Annotated in this window: 16 protein-coding genes and 3 tRNA genes; 17 read left to right on the forward strand and 2 right to left on the reverse strand. The window is 54.0% G+C overall.

Annotated elements, in window-relative coordinates; all coding sequences use genetic code 11:
- Positions 1-8: 8 nt before the first annotated feature.
- Positions 9-179 carry a hypothetical protein gene (locus ACZYUB_RS02255; protein WP_463945196.1) on the reverse strand — a complete coding sequence of 57 codons (171 nt, stop codon included), beginning with the start codon at positions 177-179 and terminating at the stop codon, positions 9-11.
- Between the two features lie 203 nt (positions 180-382).
- On the opposite strand from ACZYUB_RS02255, the gene asnC reads away from it, so the two are divergent.
- The 5 genes from asnC to birA all read left to right on the forward strand — a co-directional run bounded on the left by asnC (position 383) and on the right by birA (position 6,036).
- Positions 383-844, forward strand: a complete 462-nt coding sequence (gene asnC / locus ACZYUB_RS02260) for a transcriptional regulator AsnC (RefSeq protein ID WP_463945197.1) — start codon at positions 383-385, stop codon at positions 842-844.
- 515 nt (positions 845-1,359) lie between these two features.
- Complete coding sequence (locus ACZYUB_RS02265) at positions 1,360-1,818, forward strand: hypothetical protein (protein ID WP_463945198.1); 459 nt, start codon at positions 1,360-1,362, stop codon at positions 1,816-1,818.
- A 78-nt stretch (positions 1,819-1,896) separates the two neighbouring features.
- On the forward strand, positions 1,897-3,933 hold the full coding sequence (locus ACZYUB_RS02270; RefSeq protein ID WP_463945199.1) for a DNA topoisomerase III: 2,037 nt from the start codon (positions 1,897-1,899) through the stop codon (positions 3,931-3,933).
- 106 nt (positions 3,934-4,039) lie between these two features.
- The gene (murB, locus tag ACZYUB_RS02275) at positions 4,040-5,086 is read left to right on the forward strand and encodes a UDP-N-acetylmuramate dehydrogenase (protein WP_463945200.1); all 1,047 of its coding nucleotides are present in this window, start codon (positions 4,040-4,042) and stop codon (positions 5,084-5,086) included.
- Positions 5,074-6,036, forward strand: a complete 963-nt coding sequence (birA, locus tag ACZYUB_RS02280; protein WP_463945202.1) for a bifunctional biotin--[acetyl-CoA-carboxylase] ligase/biotin operon repressor BirA — start codon at positions 5,074-5,076, stop codon at positions 6,034-6,036. Before murB ends, birA begins: the two co-directional genes overlap by 13 nt.
- A gap of 25 nt (positions 6,037-6,061) precedes the next feature.
- On the opposite strand, the gene coaA is transcribed toward birA, so the two are convergent.
- The gene (coaA, locus tag ACZYUB_RS02285; protein ID WP_463945204.1) at positions 6,062-7,009 is read right to left on the reverse strand and encodes a type I pantothenate kinase; all 948 of its coding nucleotides are present in this window, start codon (positions 7,007-7,009) and stop codon (positions 6,062-6,064) included.
- 212 nt (positions 7,010-7,221) lie between these two features.
- Between coaA and ACZYUB_RS02290 the strand changes: the two genes are divergently transcribed.
- From ACZYUB_RS02290 to rpoC, 12 genes are all read left to right on the forward strand, one after another.
- A tRNA-Tyr gene (locus ACZYUB_RS02290) sits at positions 7,222-7,306 on the forward strand.
- Positions 7,307-7,342: 36 nt separating this feature from the next.
- Positions 7,343-7,417, forward strand: a tRNA-Gly gene (locus ACZYUB_RS02295).
- Between the two features lie 153 nt (positions 7,418-7,570).
- Positions 7,571-8,755 carry an elongation factor Tu gene (gene tuf / locus ACZYUB_RS02300; RefSeq protein ID WP_463945206.1) on the forward strand — a complete coding sequence of 395 codons (1,185 nt, stop codon included), beginning with the start codon at positions 7,571-7,573 and terminating at the stop codon, positions 8,753-8,755.
- Between the two features lie 52 nt (positions 8,756-8,807).
- Positions 8,808-8,884 (forward strand) — tRNA-Trp (locus ACZYUB_RS02305).
- Between the two features lie 67 nt (positions 8,885-8,951).
- Entirely contained in the window at positions 8,952-9,335 is a 384-nt protein-coding gene (secE, locus tag ACZYUB_RS02310; protein ID WP_460882074.1) for a preprotein translocase subunit SecE, read from the forward strand.
- A 3-nt stretch (positions 9,336-9,338) separates the two neighbouring features.
- Positions 9,339-9,881, forward strand: coding sequence for a transcription termination/antitermination protein NusG (gene nusG, locus ACZYUB_RS02315; RefSeq protein ID WP_460882075.1), 543 nt, complete (start codon positions 9,339-9,341; stop codon positions 9,879-9,881).
- Between the two features lie 130 nt (positions 9,882-10,011).
- A complete protein-coding gene (gene rplK, locus ACZYUB_RS02320) occupies positions 10,012-10,440 on the forward strand; it encodes a 50S ribosomal protein L11 (RefSeq protein ID WP_463945208.1) in 429 nt (142 codons plus the stop codon).
- Between the two features lie 4 nt (positions 10,441-10,444).
- Positions 10,445-11,149 (forward strand): 50S ribosomal protein L1, encoded by a 705-nt coding sequence (rplA, locus tag ACZYUB_RS02325; protein WP_463945209.1) that lies wholly within the window; start codon positions 10,445-10,447, stop codon positions 11,147-11,149.
- Between the two features lie 236 nt (positions 11,150-11,385).
- Positions 11,386-11,889, forward strand: a complete 504-nt coding sequence (gene rplJ, locus ACZYUB_RS02330) for a 50S ribosomal protein L10 (RefSeq protein WP_460882078.1) — start codon at positions 11,386-11,388, stop codon at positions 11,887-11,889.
- Positions 11,890-11,943: 54 nt separating this feature from the next.
- On the forward strand, positions 11,944-12,309 hold the full coding sequence (gene rplL, locus ACZYUB_RS02335; RefSeq protein ID WP_460882079.1) for a 50S ribosomal protein L7/L12: 366 nt from the start codon (positions 11,944-11,946) through the stop codon (positions 12,307-12,309).
- A gap of 234 nt (positions 12,310-12,543) precedes the next feature.
- The gene (gene rpoB / locus ACZYUB_RS02340; RefSeq protein ID WP_463945211.1) at positions 12,544-16,569 is read left to right on the forward strand and encodes a DNA-directed RNA polymerase subunit beta; all 4,026 of its coding nucleotides are present in this window, start codon (positions 12,544-12,546) and stop codon (positions 16,567-16,569) included.
- Between the two features lie 85 nt (positions 16,570-16,654).
- On the forward strand, positions 16,655-20,953 hold the full coding sequence (gene rpoC, locus ACZYUB_RS02345; RefSeq protein WP_463945213.1) for a DNA-directed RNA polymerase subunit beta': 4,299 nt from the start codon (positions 16,655-16,657) through the stop codon (positions 20,951-20,953).
- The last annotated feature ends 98 nt before the right edge of the window (positions 20,954-21,051 follow it).

The following is a 21,051-nucleotide window of genomic DNA, read 5'->3' on the forward strand; positions in this document are numbered from 1 at the left end:
TTTGTTGCTCAATTGATTTCAAGCCCCGCCATCTGTGCGGGGTTTTGTTTTTGGGCGCGGTACAAAGAAAACGGGCCAAAAAGACAAAGAAAACGGGCCAAAAAGGCCCGAAAAAGTGAGGAATGAAGGCCGCCGAACGTGGTTGGAGCCGGCGACCCGAGGTTGTTCAGTTCCTGCACTCACTACTGGCTCCTGTAGTAGCGAGTGCAACACCGGGAGCTCGTGACAACTACCGGAATAATCTGCTGAAATAACCTGACGTGGTTATATTCATTGTTTACGGTAAAATATTCAATAAAGCTAAGTATAAAAGCCAGTGTTGGTGAATATTATCTATTAATGGTGAGATATTTGATTTATTCGTTAAAAATGAAGGGGCTTCATGAGCGAGAATCATAGAATCGATAATCTGGATCGCAGCATTCTGTCCGCCTTGCAGCTGGATGCTCGAATTCCGTATGCCGAATTGGGTAAGCGCTTCAGTGTGAGTCCGGCGACGATTCATGTCCGGGTGGAGAAGATGAAACAAGCCGGCATTATCACCGGTACCCAGGCTTTGGTGAACGTCAAACAGCTAGGCTATGACGTTTGTTGCTTCATCGGCATCAATCTGAAGAGCGCCAAGGACTATGCCTCGGCGTTGGCGCAGCTGGAGCGGCTGGAGGAGGTGGTCGAAGCCTACTACACCACGGGTCATTACAATATCTTTATCAAGATCATGACCCGTTCAATCGATGAGCTACACAGCTTGTTGACCAACCGGATCCAGGCAATTGATGAAATCCAGTCCACTGAAACCCTGATTTCATTGCACAATCCGATTTCACGCCAAGTCGTGCCTTGAGGCAGATCAGAGTAGCAGTATGCTACAGAAGGTAATCAGCATGACAACAATCAGGGTCACGCTGATCAGGGCATATTTCAATTCTTGGATCATGATTTTCTCCGGTGCTCATGGTGGACGGGGAGTGGCGCACTGAATATGCGGCTACGCTCGCCCTCTGGTTATAACTGATCCCCAATGGGATCGGATCCTGTTTACGAGCAGAATGTTCGAGCCATCACGCCTTTGAGGGATTATCCGAGCATCACTGGCGTTTGGCCAAATGGTGAACAATAGTCAACTGGAGTTCGATTGTTCAGTCTGGAGGCGGATATGCTTCGTCAAATGGTTATACCCCCCTTGCTCGCATTTGCCCTGCTATTTATCGTCAGCAATCTGGTCCATTCCTTCTAGTTTTTCGAAGCAGCTGTTTTATCTCGTTTTTAAGCGTTGTTTTGTCTATCCTCGGCCACGAGTATCCCGATGCACTCGCGTCGGGATACTCGTGTTTTTTATCTAATGACGAGGGATACAAGATGGAAGATCTCTGGGCATTGGGGCATGCCGACGATTCATTCGGTGGCTCTGTGCTGGGCAGTAAAGGAACCCAATGGCTGTGGTTTCACGACCGGGATGAAGTCCTGGATTACTTGGTCAGTGATTATGTCGACTTGCTGGCCGACACTGGCGAGCTGGATGAAGAGCAAGCCGAGTCCGCTCGTGAGCGGTTTACCGATCTGGTCGATTCTTGCGAGAGCGATGAACAGCTGGTTCGCGAACTCAACGAGCTGAGTGTCGAGTTACGACGCATCATCTGGTTTGGCTCGTTATCTGAACTGGCGACCAGCTATCGCGACTTTGCCATGTCCCTGCGTCACTACTACTGGCAGCAATTGGGGGAGGAGGATGAACCTGATGCCGCTGTGGAGCCCGAGCAGTGGGGGGAACTGGTCGAAATGCTGGATGATTTCCTGATTGAGGGCCGCTTTCACTGATTCTCGTGGTCCGCTGACTTGGCAAACATCGATGCATGAAGGATACTGTTTTTATATACATGCATTCAGTGCCGAGTGATGCGACTCTATATTGCCGAAAAGCCCAGTCTTGGCCGTGCCATTGCCGAGGTATTACCTAAACCGCACGAGAAAGGCGAGGGCTATGTGCGTGCGGCGAATGGCGACGTGGTCAGCTGGTGTGTCGGCCATCTGCTGGAACAGGTCGCGCCGGAAGAGTACGATCCGCGCTTCAAGTCCTGGCAGTGGCAGACCCTGCCGATCATCCCCGAGCGTTGGCAGGTCAAGCCGCGGAACAGTAGCCGCAAGCAACTGGGCATCTTGAAACAGTGGGTCAAGCAGGCCGATGAATTGGTGCATGCCGGAGATCCGGATCGGGAGGGGCAGCTCCTAGTGGATGAGGTCATCGATTATCTGGCCGTGCCGAAATCCAAACGGGATCAGATGCTGCGCTGTCTGATCAGCGATTTGAATCCCCCCGCCGTCCGCCGCGCACTGGAGACGCTACGCAGTAACCGGGAGTTTCTGTCCCTGAGCACCTCGGCCTTGGCGCGATCTCGTGCCGATTGGCTATATGGTATCAACATGACCCGGGCTTATACCTTACTGGCTCGTTCCAGCGGCAGTCAGGCTCTGCTCTCCGTAGGGCGTGTGCAAACCCCCATCCTCGGCTTGGTCGTTCGTCGTGATGCCGAAATCGATGCATTCAGCAGCAAGCCCTATTACACGGTTCTCGCTCACATCGTCACTGATCCTGGTGTGCATTTTACGGCGGAGTGGCAGCCATCGGCGGCGTGCCTACCCTGGCAGGATGAGGAGGGGCGGGTACTCTCGCGGGCTCTGGCGGATAAGGTAGTTGAGCGGATCGGCGGTCAGCCGGGAACGGTTCAAGAGCATCAGAGCAAGGTGGTCAAGCAGTCAGCCCCACTGCCCTATAATTTATCGGCACTACAAATCGATGCCTCTCGGCAACTGAATCTGAGTCCGAAACAGACGCTAGATCTGTGCCAGCAACTCTATGAGCGCCACAAACTCATCACTTATCCCCGTTCCGATTGTCGGTACCTGCCCAGCGAGCATCATCGACAGGCCAGCCAAGTCGCGGCGGCGATCGGTATGGTGCAGCCCATATTGCAGCCAGCAATCCAGAGCGCGGATTTCCAGTTACGCTCCGCCGCCTGGAATGACAGCAAGGTGTCAGCCCACCACGGGATTATTCCCACTGGACGCCGGATGAATGGCGAAAGCTTGAGCCGCCAGGAATTAGCGTTATATACGCTCATTGCTCGTCACTATCTGGCACAGTTCTATCCACCATTGCAGCGCCGGGAAACCCAGATCGGTATCGAGATCGCTGGTGGTCAATTTTTGGCTAAGGGGCGGGAAATTCTGAGCTCGGGCTGGAGAGTTGTCATATCGGCTGAGCGGGCGGATGAAGAGCCTGAGTCGCGGCTTCCGCTGTTGCAACAGGGGGATGTTGTGCACTGCGAGCGGGGCGAGCGGATTGACAAGCAAACCCTTCCGCCAAAACCGTTCACCGATGCCACCCTGCTGGCGGCCATGACGGGCATAGCCCGCTACGTGCAGGACAATAGCCTGCGGCAGATATTGCGGGAGACCGATGGCCTGGGAACGGAGGCGACTCGAGCCGGCATTCTGGAGTTACTGTTTCAACGCGGTTTTTTACAACATCAGGGCAAAAGCATCCGCGCCACCGAAATGGGTAAGGCCTTGATCCGGGCCTTGCCGGTTGCAGCCAGTTTGCCGGATATGACGGCGCGTTGGGAGCGAGCGCTGTCAGCCATTGAACAACGGGAGTTGCCCTACCAGAGCTTCATGCAGCCGCTGCAGCAAGAGCTGAGTCGATTGATCGCGGAGGCGCAGTCTGGGCGCGAGTCGGTTCGTGAGCTCTTTGCGGCCATGCCTGCAGCGCCAATTCGAATCGCAGGGCAAGGTTACCGGCAGAGAAAAGGCAAATCTTCGTCATCTCGTCGCCCGCCCGCACCACACTCTGCTGTTGATGCATCCCCAGCTCCCTCCCGCGCACCACGAAAAACTTCGGGCCGCAAGCAAAGAGCAAAAACAGCTCTTCCCTGACTGTATTTCGAAACAAGCAGCGCCGGAGACATGGGACCTCTGTCGGAGGGTACAGCCCGATTGCACTATGGGGTACACTCAACGACCTTATGGTAAGGAGTGGTTTATGACCCCGAGCGCGCACTTTGACCTGACACCTTGTAATACCTTTGGCATGAAAGCTCATGCCGACTGGGGACTGGCTTTCAGCTCCCTGGCCGAATTGCAGCAGGCCCTGCAGGATGAGCATTGGCGTAATCTGCCCCGGCTGGTCCTGGGAGGAGGAAGCAATGTCTTGTTCACCAGTGACTTTTCGGGTTTGGTTTTGGTAAATGCCATGAAAGGGATCTCGGTGACCGAGTCTGATGACGCCTGGTTCCTGCATGTCGCGGCCGGAGAGAATTGGCACCAGCTAGTACAATGGAGCCTGAGTCAAGGTATGGCGGGCCTCGAAAACATGGCTCTGATCCCGGGTTCGGTTGGGGCTGCCCCGGTACAAAATATTGGTGCCTACGGCGTTGAAGTGTGTCGTTACTGCAGTTACGTTGACGTATGGGATCTGGATCTGCAACAACAGCTACGGCTTCCGGCTCAAGACTGCGGATTCGGATACCGGGAGAGTCGTTTCAAGCAGGAATGGCAGCAGAGCCGGATCATCACTGCGGTCGGATTTAAATTGCCGAAACGGTGGCAAGCCGTTACCGGCTACGGACCGCTACGCGAGCTCGGGCCTCAGGTCACGCCCCAACAGATTTTTGATACCGTGTGTCAATTGCGGCTCGATAAATTACCGCAACCTGAACAATTAGGGAATGCCGGTAGTTTCTTCAAGAATCCGACGGTCAGCGCTGGAAAAGCTACCGCATTGCAAGCCGACTATCCGCTTATGCCCATTTATCCGAAGGCGGATGGTTCTGTGAAACTGGCCGCGGGCTGGCTGATTGAACAGGCTGGACTCAAGGGGTTGGCGATGGGGCGCGCGGCTGTTCATGCCCAGCAGGCCCTGGTCCTGGTGAATCTGGGTGGCGCTGCGGCATTGGAAATTGTGAAACTGGCAAAACATGTTCAGCAGCGGGTCTATGAACAATTTGGCATCGAGCTGACTCCGGAAGTGCGTTTCATGGGCGCAACTGGCGAGGTGACTCTGGATGAGGCCTGCTCATGCGCCGATTGACGGAGAGACAGCAACAATTACTGCAATTACTGGCGGATGGTGAATTTCACTCCGGCGAACAAATTGGCCAGCAATTGGCAATCAGCCGTGCGGCTATCAGTTTGCAGGTGAAGGGGCTTAAGGCTCTGGGGCTGGATATTTTTAGTGTCACCGGCAAAGGGTATCGCCTTGCCAGACCTTTGGAGTTGCTCGATGCCGCTTATCTGGAGCAGTTACCGGGGGCGCCTATTCATTGCATCGCCGTGATTGATTCGACTAATCAGTACATGATGAGTCGATTGGCGGATTGGCAAAAAGGTGAGTGCCTATTAGCGGAGTGTCAAACCTCAGGCCGTGGCCGCCGCGGGCGACAATGGGTTTCGCCATTCGCTGGACAGATGATTATGAGCCTGTACTGGCGCCTGGAGTCGGGATTTGCCGCTGCTATGGGCTTGAGTCTGGTGGTTGGCGTGACGCTGGCAGAAACCCTGCAAGCGCTGAATTATCCCGATGTTGGCTTGAAATGGCCGAATGATCTGTATGCACGTGGCGAAAAGTTGGCTGGGATCTTGGTGGAGATGTCGGCGATCGCCGGTGGTAGTTGCCATGTGGTCATTGGTGTTGGATTGAATCTGGCAATGCCTGTTGAATTGGGTACCCATATCGGTCAGCCCTGGACCTCGCTATCAAGATTGCGCAGTGGACCATTGCAACGTAACCAGTTGACGGCTGTGTTTATCCAGAACTTGCGGCAAGCGCTGGTGAGGTTCGAGCAGGAGGGATTGACTCCCTTTGTTGAACGGTGGAATCGTCTGGATATCTATCGTGACCAATCTGTCCAACTCTTCCTTGGGGAACAGCAGATATCCGGGGTGGTGCGCGGGATCAACCCGCAGGGTGGTCTGGTTCTGGAGCGGAATGACACGCTGGAAGTCTATATGGGCGGGGAGATTTCGCTGCGCGGGAGCTGAGCATCCCGCACATGCTCCCCGAACACTATTTCCGCAGTTTAACCTGCTCGATGGCATGGGCTGCGCCTTTGGTCAGGATCAGACTGGCGCGCTCACGGGTTGGCAAAATATTCGACTTCAAATTCGGATAGTTGATTTCGTCCCAGATGGTACTGGCGATGGCGACGGACTCGGCTTCTGTTAACGCCGCATAGTGGTGAAAATAGCAAGTCGGATCGGCAAAGGCACCCTTGCGGAACCGCAAAAAGCGCTCGATATACCAATTTTTCAACAGCGATTCTTCGGCATCTACATAGATAGAAAAATCGACAAAATCAGAAACAAATACATGATGCGGATCATGGGGATAATCCATACCGCTCTGCAATACGTTCAACCCTTCAATGATCAGGATATCGGGTTGCTCGACCCGCTTTTCTGCTTCCGGAACTATGTCGTAGATATGGTGGGAATAAACCGGTGCGCTGACACTTTCAGAACCAGCCTTGATATCTGCAACGAAATTGACCAGACGCCGCATGTCATACGATTGCGGAAAGCCTTTCTTTTTCATCAAGCCACGAGCTTCCAGCTCCTGATTTGGATACAGAAATCCATCAGTGGTGATGAGTTCGACTTTCGGGTGTTCCGGCCAGCGATCCAACAGTGCTTGCAAAATCCGCGCTGTCGTACTCTTGCCGACGGCGACGCTGCCGGCAATGCTGATGACGTAGGGCAGGTGAGAGGGCTGGGTGCCTAAAAACTGCTCGATGACCTTGCTGCGACTCTGGCGCGCCTTCACGTACAGATTCAATAAGCGTGACAGGGGCAGATATATATCGCGTACCTCGTCCAGCGAGAGCTCATCATGGATCCCGCGGAGCTGGATCAGATCCTGCTCGGTCAGTGTCATGGGGACCGCCGCGCGCAGCTCAGACCACTGATCACGGGAAAAACTCAGATAAGGAGACAAGTGGCCTGTATCGATCGTCATGCAAAACTCCCTTTTTAAGCAGGGCGACATTACACCAAGGGGGGAGGGCTCACAAGCCGCAGGGGAATGGCTTGAAAGGAGTTTTTGTACTTTTAGCGCGTTCTAGCCAAAAAAACAGCAACCATCCGGTTGCAAGGAATCAATTTCATACCCTAAAATGCCCGCGCTCGTGCATGGGTCTGTGTTGTTGTCACAGAACCACGCCGCAATCCGGAGGGGTTCCCGAGCGGCCAAAGGGATCAGACTGTAAATCTGACGGCTCTGCCTTCGAAGGTTCGAATCCTTCTCCCTCCACCAGTTTTCAGGGTTTGAGGTTGTTGGTCTGAAAAACAAGCGGGCATCGTATAATGGCTATTACCTCAGCCTTCCAAGCTGATGACGCGGGTTCGATTCCCGCTGCCCGCTCCAATATCCACTGCGATAAATAAGTTCCTATCTACTCAGTTGCTGGAACTTTGCTGGTGGATATGCCGTTTGTCAGTCAACACCTTGAGTTTATTCCAGTAGCGACTTGTGCTGTGGCTAGCCACCACTTGAGCAGTGATAGTTAGAGGGACGAGCATGTCTAAAGAAAAATTTGAACGTACAAAACCCCACGTTAACGTAGGTACTATCGGCCACGTTGACCACGGTAAGACCACCCTGACTGCCGCCATCACCGCAGTGCTGGCCAAGACCTACGGCGGTAAGGCCTTCGCTTTCGACCAAATCGACAAGGCGCCGGAAGAAAAGGCTCGTGGTATCACCATCAACACCTCTCACGTTGAATACGACACCCCGGCACGTCACTACGCACACGTTGACTGCCCAGGCCACGCCGACTACGTGAAGAACATGATCACCGGTGCTGCTCAAATGGACGGCGCTATCCTGGTTGTTGCTGCGACTGACGGCCCGATGCCGCAAACTCGTGAGCACATCCTGCTGGGTCGCCAAGTAGGCGTACCGTACATCATCGTGTTCCTGAACAAGTGCGACATGGTGGATGACGAAGAGCTGCTGGATCTGGTCGAGATGGAAGTTCGTGAACTGCTGTCCGAGTACAACTTCCCAGGCGACGATACCCCGATCATCCGTGGCTCCGCGCTGAAGGCGCTGGAAGGCGACGCGGCATGGGAAGGCAAGATCATCGAACTGGCTGCTGCACTGGATTCTTACATTCCTGAGCCAGAGCGTGCGATCGACCAGCCGTTCCTGCTGCCAATCGAAGACGTATTCTCTATCGCTGGCCGTGGTACCGTAGTAACTGGTCGTGTAGAGCGCGGCGTAGTGAAGGTAGGTGAAGAAGTATCTATCGTTGGTATCAAGGAAACCACCAAGACCACTTGTACTGGCGTAGAAATGTTCCGCAAGCTGCTGGACGAAGGCCGTGCTGGTGAGAACGTTGGCGTTCTGCTGCGTGGTATCAAGCGTGAAGACGTAGAGCGTGGTCAAGTACTGGCCAAGCCAGGCACCATCACCCCGCACACCAAGTTTGAATCTGAAGTGTACGTTCTGTCCAAGGAAGAAGGTGGTCGTCATACTCCGTTCTTCAAGGGCTACCGTCCGCAGTTCTACTTCCGTACCACCGACGTAACTGGCACCATCGAACTGCCGGAAGGCGTAGAAATGGTAATGCCAGGCGACAACATCAAGATGGTTGTCACGCTGATCTGCCCGATCGCGATGGACGACGGTCTGCGTTTCGCAATCCGTGAAGGTGGCCGTACAGTAGGCGCCGGCGTTGTTGCCAAGGTTATCGAGTAATCCTGGCTGACAAACGCGTCACAAGGCCCCTATAATAGGGGCTTTGTTTTGCAGGGGCGTAGTTCCAATTGGTAGAACAGCGGTCTCCAAAACCGATGGTTGGGGGTTCGAATCCCTCCGCCCCTGCCAGCTTACCTCGCCGAGCGCGGGGCTTTCGCGTCTTTTAAATAAGTAAATTATGAAACAGGTAGGTTGTATGAGTGTGAATACTGAGAGCCAGGGCGGCAGCAAGGCCAAAGATACCCTGTTGTGGAGCCTGGTTTTCATCATCCTGGCGGCTGCGATCGTGGGCAACTATGTCTTTAGTGAGCAAGCCTTGTTTATCCGTATCGTGGCGGTTGTTGTTTCAATTGTCATCGCGGGTGTCGTAGCGCTGCAAACCGGAAAAGGCAAGTCTGTTCTCGACTTCGCCCGAGAGTCTCGCATCGAAGTTCGCAAAGTGGTGTGGCCAAGCCGTCAGGAGACCATTCAGACAACTCTGATCATTTTCGCGGTAGTTGCTGTCGTCGGGCTGTTCCTGTTCCTGCTGGATGGCGTGCTCATCTGGGCGGTGGATTTCATTACCGGAGTTAAGGGTTAAGCCATGAGTGAACAACGCATGAGATGGTACGTCGTACAGGCTTTCTCCGGCTATGAAGGCCGGGTTGCCAAATCTCTGAAAGAGCATATCAAGATGCATGGCATGGAAGACAAATTTGGTGAGGTACTGGTACCGACCGAAGAAGTCATCGAAATGCGTGCCGGGCAAAAACGCAAGAGTGAACGTAAGTTCTTCCCTGGTTATGTCCTGGTCCAGATGCTCATGGACGAAACTTCCTGGCACTTGGTTCGCAGCGTTCCACGTGTCATGGGCTTTATCGGCGGCACCTCAGACCGTCCGGCTCCCATTTCTGATAAAGAAGCGGATGCTATCTTGAATCGTCTGCAAGAGTCGGTGGATAAGCCGAAGCCGAAGACGCTGTTTGAACCGGGCGAAATGGTTCGCGTCAGTGATGGCCCGTTTGCCGATTTCCAGGGTGTGGTCGAAGAAGTCGATTACGAAAAGAGCCGCCTGAAGGTATCTGTATTGATATTCGGTCGCTCTACTCCGGTCGAACTCGATTTCGGCCAGGTCGAAAAAGCCTGATTTTTACGCAAGTAAACTTGTCAGGGGTAGTGGATCTCTCTATAATTCGCTGCCCCTTTTTTCTTGGGGAGCCGATGAGGAGCTCGAAAGAGGTCTGAGGCGCTAGAACCCATTTTGAGGTATTTAAAACATGGCTAAGAAAGTCACAGCTTATATCAAGCTGCAAGTTAAGGCTGGTAGCGCAAACCCGTCGCCACCTGTTGGTCCGGCTCTGGGTCAGCACGGTGTGAACATCATGGAATTCTGTAAGGCGTTCAACGCTCGTACAGAAAAGCTGGAGAAGGGCGCTCCGACTCCGGTCGTGATCACCGTGTACAGCGATCGTTCTTTCACCTTTGAAACCAAAACTCCGCCAGCATCTTTCCTGCTGAAGAAGGCCGCCGGTATCACCTCCGGTTCTTCCAAGCCACACAAGGACAAGGTAGGCAAGGTTTCTCAGGCTCAACTGCTTGAAATCGCCAAGACCAAGGAACCGGATATGACCGGTGCCGATCTGGAAGCGATGGCTCGCTGCATCGCGGGTTCTGCCCGTTCCATGGGCCTGGTAGTAGAGGGTTAAGACAATGGCTAAACTGACCAAGCGCATGCGCGTGATCCGCGAAAAGGTTGATGGTACCAAAGAGTACGGCATCACCGAAGCCGTTGCCCTGCTGAAGGAACTGGCTACTGCTAAGTTCGTTGAAAGTGTTGACGTTGCTGTCAACCTGGGTATCGATGCTCGTAAATCTGACCAAAACGTCCGTGGCGCCACCGTTCTGCCGAACGGCACCGGTCGTACCGTGCGCGTTGCCGTATTTACCCAAGGTGCCAATGCCGAAGCCGCCAAGGCTGCTGGCGCTGACCTGGTAGGTATGGACGATCTGGCTGAGCAGATCAAAAAAGGCGAAATGAACTTCGACGTCGTTATTGCTTCCCCGGATGCAATGCGCGTTGTTGGTCAACTGGGTCAAATTCTCGGCCCGCGTGGCCTGATGCCGAACCCGAAGGTTGGTACTGTAACTCCTAACGTTGTCGAAGCGGTTAATAACGCCAAGGCCGGTCAGGTCCGTTATCGTAACGACAAGAACGGTATCATCCACACCACTCTGGGTAAGGTTGATTTTACCGCTGAGCAACTGAAGCAAAACTTGGAAGCGCTGCTGGTTGCCTTGAAAAAGGCCAAGCCGTCTACCTCCAAGGGTCAGTTCATCAAGAAGGTAAGCATCTCCACCACCATGGGTGCCGGTGTTGCCGTTGACCAAGCTACTCTGGATACCAACGCTGCTTAATTGAGCGTTTACAGGTTGCGGAATTTTAGTTAGAATTCCGCGCCTTATTTGGTTGGGGGTCTCGACTCCCGTCCAAGACCGCAGGAGGCGTGAGCCTTAATTCCCTGCGTAGACGGTGCCGGACACCAGCGAGAAAGATTTACTTTCTTCTGGATTCTGCCACCGAGTTCTCCCCCACAAAGGGAGTTGTTGTCAGTTCTGGGTTCGCCCAGATTAAACTCCAGGAGTTAAAGCCAATGGCATTAGGATTCGAAGACAAAAAGGCGATTGTCGCTGAAGTCAGCGAAGCTGCCAAAGGCGCACTGTCTGCTGTTGCCGCCGATTCCCGTGGCGTAACCGTAGCCAAGATGACCACTCTGCGTAAGTCTGCTCGTGAAGCAGGCGTATACATGCGCGTCGTTCGTAACACTCTGCTGACTCGTGCAGTAGAAGGTTCCGATTTCGAGTGCATGAAAGACGTATTTGTTGGTCCGACCCTGATCGCTTTCTCTAACGAACACCCGGGCGCTGCTGCTCGTCTGTTCAAAGAGTTTGCCAAGGGGAACGATAAGTTCTCCATCAAGGGTGGTGCGTTCCAGGGTGAATTCATCCCTGCAGCTCAAATTGATCGTCTGGCAACGCTGCCGACCTACGAAGAAGCTCTGGCGAAGTTGATGGCTACCATGAAGGAAGCCGCAGCTGGCAAGCTGGTTCGTACTATCGCAGCTCTGCGCGACAAGAAAGAAGCCGAAGCGGCCTAATTCTTGTAACAGATTGCTTTCACATTAAATTTTCTACGACAGGAACTTTTTGTCATGTCTATCACTAAAGACCAAATCATCGAAGCCGTTGCTTCCATGTCCGTAATGGAAGTTGTTGAACTGATCTCCGCTATGGAAGAGAAGTTCGGTGTTTCTGCTGCTGCTGCAGTAGCTGCCGGTCCGGCCGCTGTTGAAGCCGTTGAAGAACAAACTGAATTCAACGTTATCCTGACCGCTGCTGGTGCCAACAAGGTATCTGTAATCAAGGCTGTCCGCGCTGCTACTTCCCTGGGCCTGAAAGAAGCCAAGGATCTGGTAGAAGCCGCTCCGACTCCGGTCAAGGAAGGCGTCAGCAAGGACGAAGCCGAAGCTCTGAAGAAAGAGCTGGAAGCGGCTGGTGCTTCTGTTGAAGTTAAGTAATCTGTACCCCTACAGATTAGCGGCCTGAATATTTTTCAGGCTAGGGCTGGTGAATAATTGTTCACCAGCCCTTTTGCGCTGTAATCTAACGGGATCTCCGCACCGTTTAATTCCGTTAGATGCCGTCAGCGCGCCAGATTGTTGAACTTGGTCTGGTATACAAAGCGGTGTCGAAAAAAGAACTGTCCTCGTCGGGGACAGCGTGGGTCACTTTTCAGCGAGCTGAGGAACCCTATGGTTTACTCTTATACCGAAAAAAAACGCATTCGTAAGGACTTCGGTAAGCGCGATCAAGTTCTCGATACGCCTTACCTTTTGTCCATTCAGTTGGACTCCTTTAAACAGTTCCTTGAAGCCGACCCGGAAGGGGCATACGGGCTAGAGGCAGCTTTCCGCAGCGTTTTCCCGATCACCAGCTATTCAGGCACGGCAGCACTGCAATATGTGAGCTACCGTCTGGGTGAGCCGGTATTTGACGTAAAAGAATGCCAAATCCGAGGCGTGACCTACTCCGCCCCGCTGCGCGTTAAGTTGCGTCTGGTGCTGTTTGATAGAGAAGCAGCTGCCGGTACTGTCAAGGACATCAAGGAACAAGAAGTCTACATGGGCGAAATTCCGCTCATGACGGACAACGGTACCTTCATTGTGAATGGTACTGAACGGGTCATCGTCTCCCAGCTGCATCGTAGTCCGGGTGTCTTCTTTGATCACGACAAGGGCAAGACCCACTCCTCCGGGAAGGTGCTCTACAATGCTCGCGTCATTCCTTACCGTGGCTCCTGGCTGGACTTCGAGTTCGATGCCAAGGATAACCTGTTCGTGCGGATCGACCGTCGTCGCAAATTGCCGGCGTCCATCATGTTGCGCGCACTGAATTTCACCACTGAGGAAATCCTGGCGACCTTCTTCGAAACTATTAAGTTCGAGATCAAAGAAGGCAAGCTCATGATGGAGCTGGTGCCTGATCGTCTGCGCGGTGAAACCGCCATTTTCGATATCGTGGTCAATAACGAAGTCGTGGTGGAAAAGGGACGTCGCGTAACCGCTCGTCACATCCGTCACCTGGAAAAAGCCGACGTCAAGCAGATTGAAGTGCCAGTGGAATATGTGGTTGGTAAGGTGTCCGCTAAGGATTATGCCAACGCTCAGACTGGCGAAATCATCGCAGCTGCCAACACGGCACTGAGTCTGGAAGCGATCGCCAACCTGTCTCAAGCTGGCCACAAAGAGTTTGAGGTCCTGTTCACCAACGAACTGGATCACGGCGCTTATATGTCCGAGACCCTGCGTATCGATTCTGCTACCAACCGCCTCGAAGCGCTGGTTGAGATCTATCGCATGATGCGTCCAGGCGAGCCGCCTACTCGCGATGCGGCTGAACAGCTGTTTGAAAACCTGTTCTTCTCGGAAGATCGCTACGATCTTTCTACCGTCGGCCGGATGAAATTCAACAGCCGCCTGAATCGTGAAGAGCAGACTGGTCTGGGTATCCTGACCAAAGAAGACATCGTGGATGTCATGAAGAAGCTCATCGATATCCGTAACGGTAACGATGAAGTGGATGATATCGACCACTTGGGTAACCGCCGGATTCGTTCTGTTGGTGAAATGGCCGAGAACCAATTCCGCGTGGGTCTGGTTCGTGTGGAGCGTGCCGTTAAGGAACGCCTGTCTCTGGGTGATCTGGATGCGGTGATGCCGCAAGACTTGATCAATGCCAAGCCGATTTCGGCAGCCGTGAAAGAGTTCTTCGGTTCCAGCCAGTTGTCCCAGTTTATGGATCAGAACAACCCGTTGTCCGAAGTGACCCACAAACGCCGTATCTCTGCGTTGGGCCCGGGTGGTTTGACCCGTGAGCGCGCCGGCTTTGAAGTCCGTGACGTACATCCGACCCACTACGGTCGTCTGTGCCCTATCGAGACCCCGGAAGGTCCGAACATCGGTCTGATCAACTCCTTGGCGGTCTACTCGCGCACCAATGATTACGGCTTCCTCGAGACTCCGTATCGTAAGGTTGTGGATGGCGTGATCACCGATGAGGTCGATTACCTGTCAGCCATCGAAGAAGGCAACTATGTCATTGCCCAGGCAAATGCCAATGTGGACGATGCCGGCAAGCTGAAAGATGAGCTGATTCCGTGCCGTCATAAGGGTGAATCCACCTTCATGAACGCCGATCAGATCCAGTACATGGATGTGAGCCCGCAACAGGTAGTTTCTGTCGCTGCGGCCCTGATCCCGTTCCTCGAACACGATGACGCCAACCGTGCATTGATGGGTTCAAACATGCAACGTCAGGCCGTTCCGACCCTGCGCGCTGACAAGCCGCTGGTTGGTACCGGGATGGAGCGTGCTGTAGCGGTTGACTCCGGTGTAACCGTGGTTGCCAATCGTGGTGGTATGGTTGATTACGCCGATGCTTCCCGTATCGTCATCAAGGTCAACGAAGATGAATTGCTGCCTGGCGAAGCCGGTATCGACATCTACAACCTGACCAAGTACACCCGTTCTAACCAGAATACCTGTATCAATCAGCGCCCTTGCGTGCGTTCGGGTGAGCCAGTGGTTGCTGGTGATGTGCTGGCCGATGGTCCGTCAACCGATCTGGGTGAACTGGCGCTGGGTCAAAACCTGCGCATCGCCTTCATGCCGTGGAACGGCTACAACTTCGAAGACTCGATCTTGGTGTCTGAGAAGGTGGTACAAGAAGATCGTCTGACCACGATCCATATTCAGGAACTGGCTTGTATCGCTCGTGATACCAAGCTCGGCCCTGAAGAAATTACAGCCGATATCCCGAACGTCGGCGAAGCGGCGCTCTCCAAACTGGATGAGTCCGGCATCGTTTATGTCGGTGCCGAAGTGCAGGGTGGCGACATTCTGGTTGGTAAGGTAACGCCGAAGGGCGAGACCCAATTGACCCCAGAAGAGAAGCTGCTGCGCGCCATTTTCGGTGAGAAGGCCTCGGATGTGAAGGACTCTTCATTGCGGGTGCCGAACGGTGTCTACGGGACCGTGGTGGACGTGCAAGTCTTTACTCGTGATGGCGTGGAAAAAGACAAGCGCGCCAAAGAAATTGAAGACATGCAACTGCGTGATGCCAAGAAGGATTTGACCGAAGAGTTCAAGATCCTGGAAGACGGTATCTACAGTCGTGCTCGTTCGCTGCTGGTTCATTCCGGCTTCAGCGATGCCAAGCTGGAAAGCCTGGGTCGTGCCAAATGGCTGGAACAGGCGCTGGAAGACGAAGGCCGTCAGGTTGAACTTGAACAGATCGCTGAGCAATACATAGCGCTGCGTGAAGAGTTTGACCGCAAGTTTGAAGCCAAGCGTCAGAAGATCATCCAGGGTGATGATCTGGCTCCAGGCGTGCTGAAGATCGTCAAGGTCTACCTGGCCGTGAAGCGTCGTATCCAACCAGGTGACAAGATGGCCGGTCGTCATGGTAACAAGGGTGTTATTTCCAAGATCTGCCCGATCGAAGATATGCCCCATGACGAGTATGGCCGTCCGGTTGACATCGTCCTGAACCCGCTGGGTGTACCATCGCGGATGAACATCGGTCAGGTTCTCGAAGTGCACATGGGCCTTGCGGCCAAGGGCATCGGCGAGAAGATTGATCGCATGATCAAGGAACAGCAGGATCTGGCCAAGCAACGTGAATTCTTGCAGAAGGTTTATGACTTGGGCGAATGCCGTCAGAAGGTAGATCTGTCTACATTCTCCGACGATGCCGTTCGCACCCTGGCAGAAAACCTGCGTAAGGGTATGCCGATTGCGACACCAGCCTTTGATGGTGCTAAAGAGCACGAAATCAAAGCGATGTTGAAGCTGGCTGACCTTCCGGAATCTGGGCAGATCACTCTGTTTGATGGCCGTAGCGGCATGCCGTTCGAGCGTCAAGTTACCGTGGGCTATATGTACATGCTGAAGTTGAACCACTTGGTCGACGACAAGATGCATGCGCGTTCCACCGGTTCCTATAGCCTGGTAACTCAGCAACCGCTGGGTGGTAAGGCGCAGTTCGGTGGTCAGCGGTTCGGTGAAATGGAAGTGTGGGCCCTCGAAGCTTACGGTGCTGCGTATACCTTGCAGGAAATGCTTACCGTCAAGTCAGACGATGTGAACGGTCGGACCAAGATGTACAAGAACATCGTGGATGGCGACCACCGTATGGAGCCGGGCATGCCCGAATCTTTCAACGTTTTGTTGAAGGAAATTCGCTCACTGGGTATCAACATCGAGCTGGAAGAAGAATAAGGGGTCCGCCGCCCCTTATTAAGCCGAGATTGACAAGGGCGCCCCATTCGGGGCGCCGAGATTGAACTCCTGACGGGAGACACACGTGAAAGACTTACTAAAGTTTTTGAAAGCCCAGAGCAAGACCGAAGAATTTGATGGTATCAAAATCGGTCTGGCTTCCCCGGACATGATCCGCTCCTGGTCTTTCGGTGAAGTGAAAAAGCCGGAAACCATCAACTACCGGACTTTCAAGCCGGAGCGTGATGGCCTGTTCTGCGCCCGTATTTTCGGGCCGGTTAAAGATTACGAATGCCTGTGTGGCAAATATAAGCGTCTCAAACATCGCGGTGTGATCTGCGAAAAATGCGGCGTTGAAGTGACCCAGACTAAAGTACGCCGCGAGCGTATGGGCCACATCGAACTGGCGTCTCCTGTAGCGCACATCTGGTTCCTGAAGTCCCTGCCTTCTCGTATCGGTTTGCTGCTGGACATGACCCTGCGTGACATCGAGCGGGTCCTGTATTTCGAATCATTTGTCGTGATCGAAGCCGGTATGACTGCGTTGGAACGTGGTCAGATGCTCTCGGAAGAGCAGTATCTGGATGCGCTGGAAGAGTATGGTGACGAATTCGAAGCCAAGATGGGTGCCGAAGCAATACTGGAATTGCTGCGTGCCATCGATCTGGAGCAAGAAATCGCCCAAATGCGTGAAGAGCTGGATCAAACCAACTCCGAAACCAAGCGCAAGAAGACCACCAAGCGTCTGAAGCTGATGGAAGCCTTCCTGTTCTCTGGCAACAAGCCGGAGTGGATGGTGATGACAGTGCTGCCTGTGTTGCCGCCGGATCTGCGTCCGCTGGTACCGCTGGACGGCGGTCGTTTCGCGACCTCTGACCTGAACGATCTCTATCGTCGTGTCATCAACCGGAACAACCGCTTGAAGCGTCTGTTGGACTTGGCTGCGCCGGATATTATCGTGCGCAACGAAAAGCGTATGCTGCAGGAATCTGTCGATGCTCTGCTGGATAACGGTCGTCGTGGCCGCGCCATCACAGGCTCCAACAAGCGTCCGCTGAAGTCCCTGGCCGATATGATCAAGGGTAAGCAAGGTCGTTTCCGTCAAAACCTGCTCGGTAAACGTGTCGACTACTCAGGTCGTTCCGTTATTACCGTAGGTCCGACCCTGCGTCTGCATCAGTGCGGTCTGCCGAAGAAGATGGCGTTGGAGCTGTTCAAGCCGTTTATCTATGGCAAGTTGGAAGCTCGTGGTCTGGCGACCACCATCAAGGCTGCCAAGAAGATGGTCGAACGCGAAGAAGCTGTCGTATGGGATATCCTGGACGAAGTGATTCGCGAACATCCGGTCATGCTGAACCGGGCTCCGACTCTGCACCGTCTGGGTATTCAAGCGTTTGAACCGACCCTGATTGAAGGGAAGGCGATCCAGCTGCACCCGCTGGTGTGTTCGGCATTCAACGCCGACTTCGACGGTGACCAGATGGCGGTCCATGTACCGCTGACTCTGGAAGCCCAGCTCGAAGCCCGTGCCCTGATGATGTCGACTAACAACATTCTGTCACCGGCCTCTGGTGAACCGATCATTGTTCCTTCGCAGGACGTGGTCTTGGGTCTGTATTACATGACCCGTTCCAAGGTGGGTGCCAAGGGTGAAGGTATGGTCCTGGCTAGTCCGAAAGAGGCTGAGAAGGTCTACCGCGCTGGTCTGGCTGCGCTGCATGCTCGCGTCAAGTGCCGTATTACTGAATACACCAAGACCGAAAATGATGAGCTGATCGCCAAGACTGAACTGAAAAACACCACTGTTGGTCGTGCCATTCTGTCGCTGATCCTGCCGAAGGGTATGGAATATGCGCTGATTGACGAGCCGAAGCAGCTGACCGATGCCGAAAAGGCAGAGTTGGCTGCGCATCCGGAGACCTGGTTCAAGTCCGTTTCCAACAAGGCATTAGGTAAGAAGGCAATCTCCAAGTTGCTGAACACCTGTTACCGGAAGCTGGGTCTGAAAGACACCGTCATCTTCGCTGACCAACTGATGTACACCGGTTTCCACTATGCCGCGCTGTCGGGTTCCTCGGTCGGTATCAACGACATGGTTATCCCGGATGCCAAGAAGCCGATCATCGAAGCGGCTGAGGCTGAAGTTGCGGAAATCCAGGAGCAGTTCCAGTCCGGTCTGGTTACCGCGGGCGAACGCTACAACAAGGTCATCGATATCTGGGCAAGCGCTAACGAACGCGTTTCCAAGGCGATGATGGAAAATCTCTCCAAAGAGACAGCGGTCAACCATTTGGGCGAAGAAGAAGAGCAAGCCTCTTTCAACAGCGTCTTTATGATGGCTGACTCCGGGGCGCGGGGTTCTGCTGCCCAGATCCGTCAGTTGGCGGGGATGCGGGGCCTGATGGCCAAGCCGGATGGTTCTATCATCGAAACGCCGATCGTGGCGAACTTCCGTGAAGGTCTGAACGTACTCCAGTACTTCATCTCTACTCACGGTGCTCGTAAGGGTCTGGCAGATACCGCACTCAAGACTGCAAACTCCGGTTACCTGACTCGTCGTCTGGTCGACGTGGCACAAGACATGGTCATCACCGAGCCGGATTGCGGCACGACTGAAGGTCTGTGGATGATGCCGCTGATCGAAGGTGGTGATGTGGTTGAGCCGTTGCGTGAGCGCGTGCTCGGTCGTGTTGTCGCTGAAGACGTACTCAAGCCTGGTACTAACGAGCTGCTGATTGCGCGTAACACTCTGCTGGATGAGCAGTGGTGTAACATTCTGGAAGCCAACTCCGTTGACCGCATGAAGGTTCGTTCTGCGATCACCTGTGAGACCGACTTCGGTATTTGTGGTCACTGCTACGGTCGTGATCTGGCTCGCGGTCATCTGGTTAATGCCGGTGAGGCGGTCGGTGTCATCGCGGCGCAATCTATCGGTGAACCGGGAACCCAGTTGACCATGCGTACCTTCCACATCGGGGGGGCTGCATCGCGTGCGGCGGCTGAAAGCAGTGCTACCGTGAAGAACACCGGTGTTATCAAGCTGCAAAACGCCAAGTTCGTCGAGAACAGTGGTGGCAAGCTGGTTATCACCTCGCGTTCATCCGAACTGACCATCATGGATGACTTGGGACGTACCAAGGAAAGCCACAAGCTTCCGTACGGTTCTGTGTTGGAAGTGAAGGATGGCCAATCGGTCAAGGCTGGCGAAATTGTTGCCAACTGGGATCCGCACACTCACCCGATCATCACGGAAGTGGCAGGTCGCATCAAGTTCATCGATCTGATCGACGGTATCACTGTGAGCCGTCAGACCGACGAGCTGACTGGTCTTTCCTCTCTGGTGGTTTTGGACGTCAATGAGCGTTCATCCTCCGGTAAGGAACTGCGTCCGACGGTGAAACTGGTGGATGCCAACGGTAAGGATGTATTGATTCCGGGTACCGAAGTCTCCGCGCAGTACTTCTTGCCAGGTCAGGCCATCGTCCAATTGGAAGATGGTGCCCAGGTAAGCGTGGGTGACGCGGTTGCGCGTATTCCACAAGCTTCTGGCGGTACCAAGGACATCACCGGTGGTCTGCCACGGGTTGCGGACCTGTTCGAAGCGCGTCAACCGAAGGAACCGGCTATTCTGGCCGAGATCTCCGGTACTATCTCCTTCGGCAAGGAAACCAAGGGCAAGCGCCGTTTGGTGATTACGCCGACGGATGGTGGTGAAGCGTACGAAGAGATGATTCCGAAGTGGCGGAACCTGAACGTCTTCGAAGGTGAAAAAGTTCAACAAGGTGAAGTACTGGCCGACGGTCCTGAGTCCGCTCATGACATTCTGCGTCTGCGCGGCATCAGCCCGGTTGCGAACTATATCGTCAACGAAGTGCAGGACGTTTACCGTCTGCAAGGCGTTAAGATCAACGACAAGCACATCGAAGTGATTGTCCGTCAGATGCTGCGTAAGGGCGAGATCATCGATGGTGGTGACACCGAGTTCCTCGAAGGGGAACAAGTCGAAGTGGCTCGTGCCAAGATTGCTAACCGCAAGCTTGAAGCAGAAGGCAAGCGTCCGGCGACTTACCGTCGTGTGCTGATGGGGATCACCAAGGCCTCCTTGAACACTGAATCCTTTATTTCTGCCGCTTCCTTCCAGGAAACGACTCGCGTGCTGACCGAAGCCGCAGTGTCCGGTAAGAAGGATGACCTGCGCGGTCTGAAGGAGAACGTGATCGTTGGTCGTCTGATCCCGGCTGGTACTGGCTTTGCTTACCACGAGGCTCGTCACAAGAAGCGTAAGGCTGCTGCACAAGCTCCGGCGCCACAAGTGACGGCTGACGAGGCTGAGCAAAATCTGGCAGACCTTCTGAATGCGGCGGGCAGTTTCGACGCCGAGTAATATCAGAACGATGCACTATTCAAGGGCCCTGCGGGGCCCTTTGTTATTTTGTGCTCGTGAAGCAGTGATGCTTTGATGGTGAGCGAGGCTTGACTCTG

It is taken from the genome of Pseudaeromonas sp. HNCC25DJ182 (assembly GCF_055413365.1).

Coding starts and splice junctions, on each gene's coding strand:
- asnC (WP_463945197.1), top strand. CDS start 383: ATGAGCGAGAATCATAGAATCGATAATCTGGATCGCAGCATTCTGTCC.
- ACZYUB_RS02265 (WP_463945198.1), top strand. CDS start 1,360: ATGGAAGATCTCTGGGCATTGGGGCATGCCGACGATTCATTCGGTGGC.
- ACZYUB_RS02270 (WP_463945199.1), top strand. CDS start 1,897: ATGCGACTCTATATTGCCGAAAAGCCCAGTCTTGGCCGTGCCATTGCC.
- murB (WP_463945200.1), top strand. CDS start 4,040: ATGACCCCGAGCGCGCACTTTGACCTGACACCTTGTAATACCTTTGGC.
- birA (WP_463945202.1), top strand. CDS start 5,074: ATGCGCCGATTGACGGAGAGACAGCAACAATTACTGCAATTACTGGCG.
- coaA (WP_463945204.1), bottom strand. CDS start 7,009: ATGACGATCGATACAGGCCACTTGTCTCCTTATCTGAGTTTTTCCCGT.
- tuf (WP_463945206.1), top strand. CDS start 7,571: ATGTCTAAAGAAAAATTTGAACGTACAAAACCCCACGTTAACGTAGGT.
- secE (WP_460882074.1), top strand. CDS start 8,952: ATGAGTGTGAATACTGAGAGCCAGGGCGGCAGCAAGGCCAAAGATACC.
- nusG (WP_460882075.1), top strand. CDS start 9,339: ATGAGTGAACAACGCATGAGATGGTACGTCGTACAGGCTTTCTCCGGC.
- rplK (WP_463945208.1), top strand. CDS start 10,012: ATGGCTAAGAAAGTCACAGCTTATATCAAGCTGCAAGTTAAGGCTGGT.
- rplA (WP_463945209.1), top strand. CDS start 10,445: ATGGCTAAACTGACCAAGCGCATGCGCGTGATCCGCGAAAAGGTTGAT.
- rplJ (WP_460882078.1), top strand. CDS start 11,386: ATGGCATTAGGATTCGAAGACAAAAAGGCGATTGTCGCTGAAGTCAGC.
- rplL (WP_460882079.1), top strand. CDS start 11,944: ATGTCTATCACTAAAGACCAAATCATCGAAGCCGTTGCTTCCATGTCC.
- rpoB (WP_463945211.1), top strand. CDS start 12,544: ATGGTTTACTCTTATACCGAAAAAAAACGCATTCGTAAGGACTTCGGT.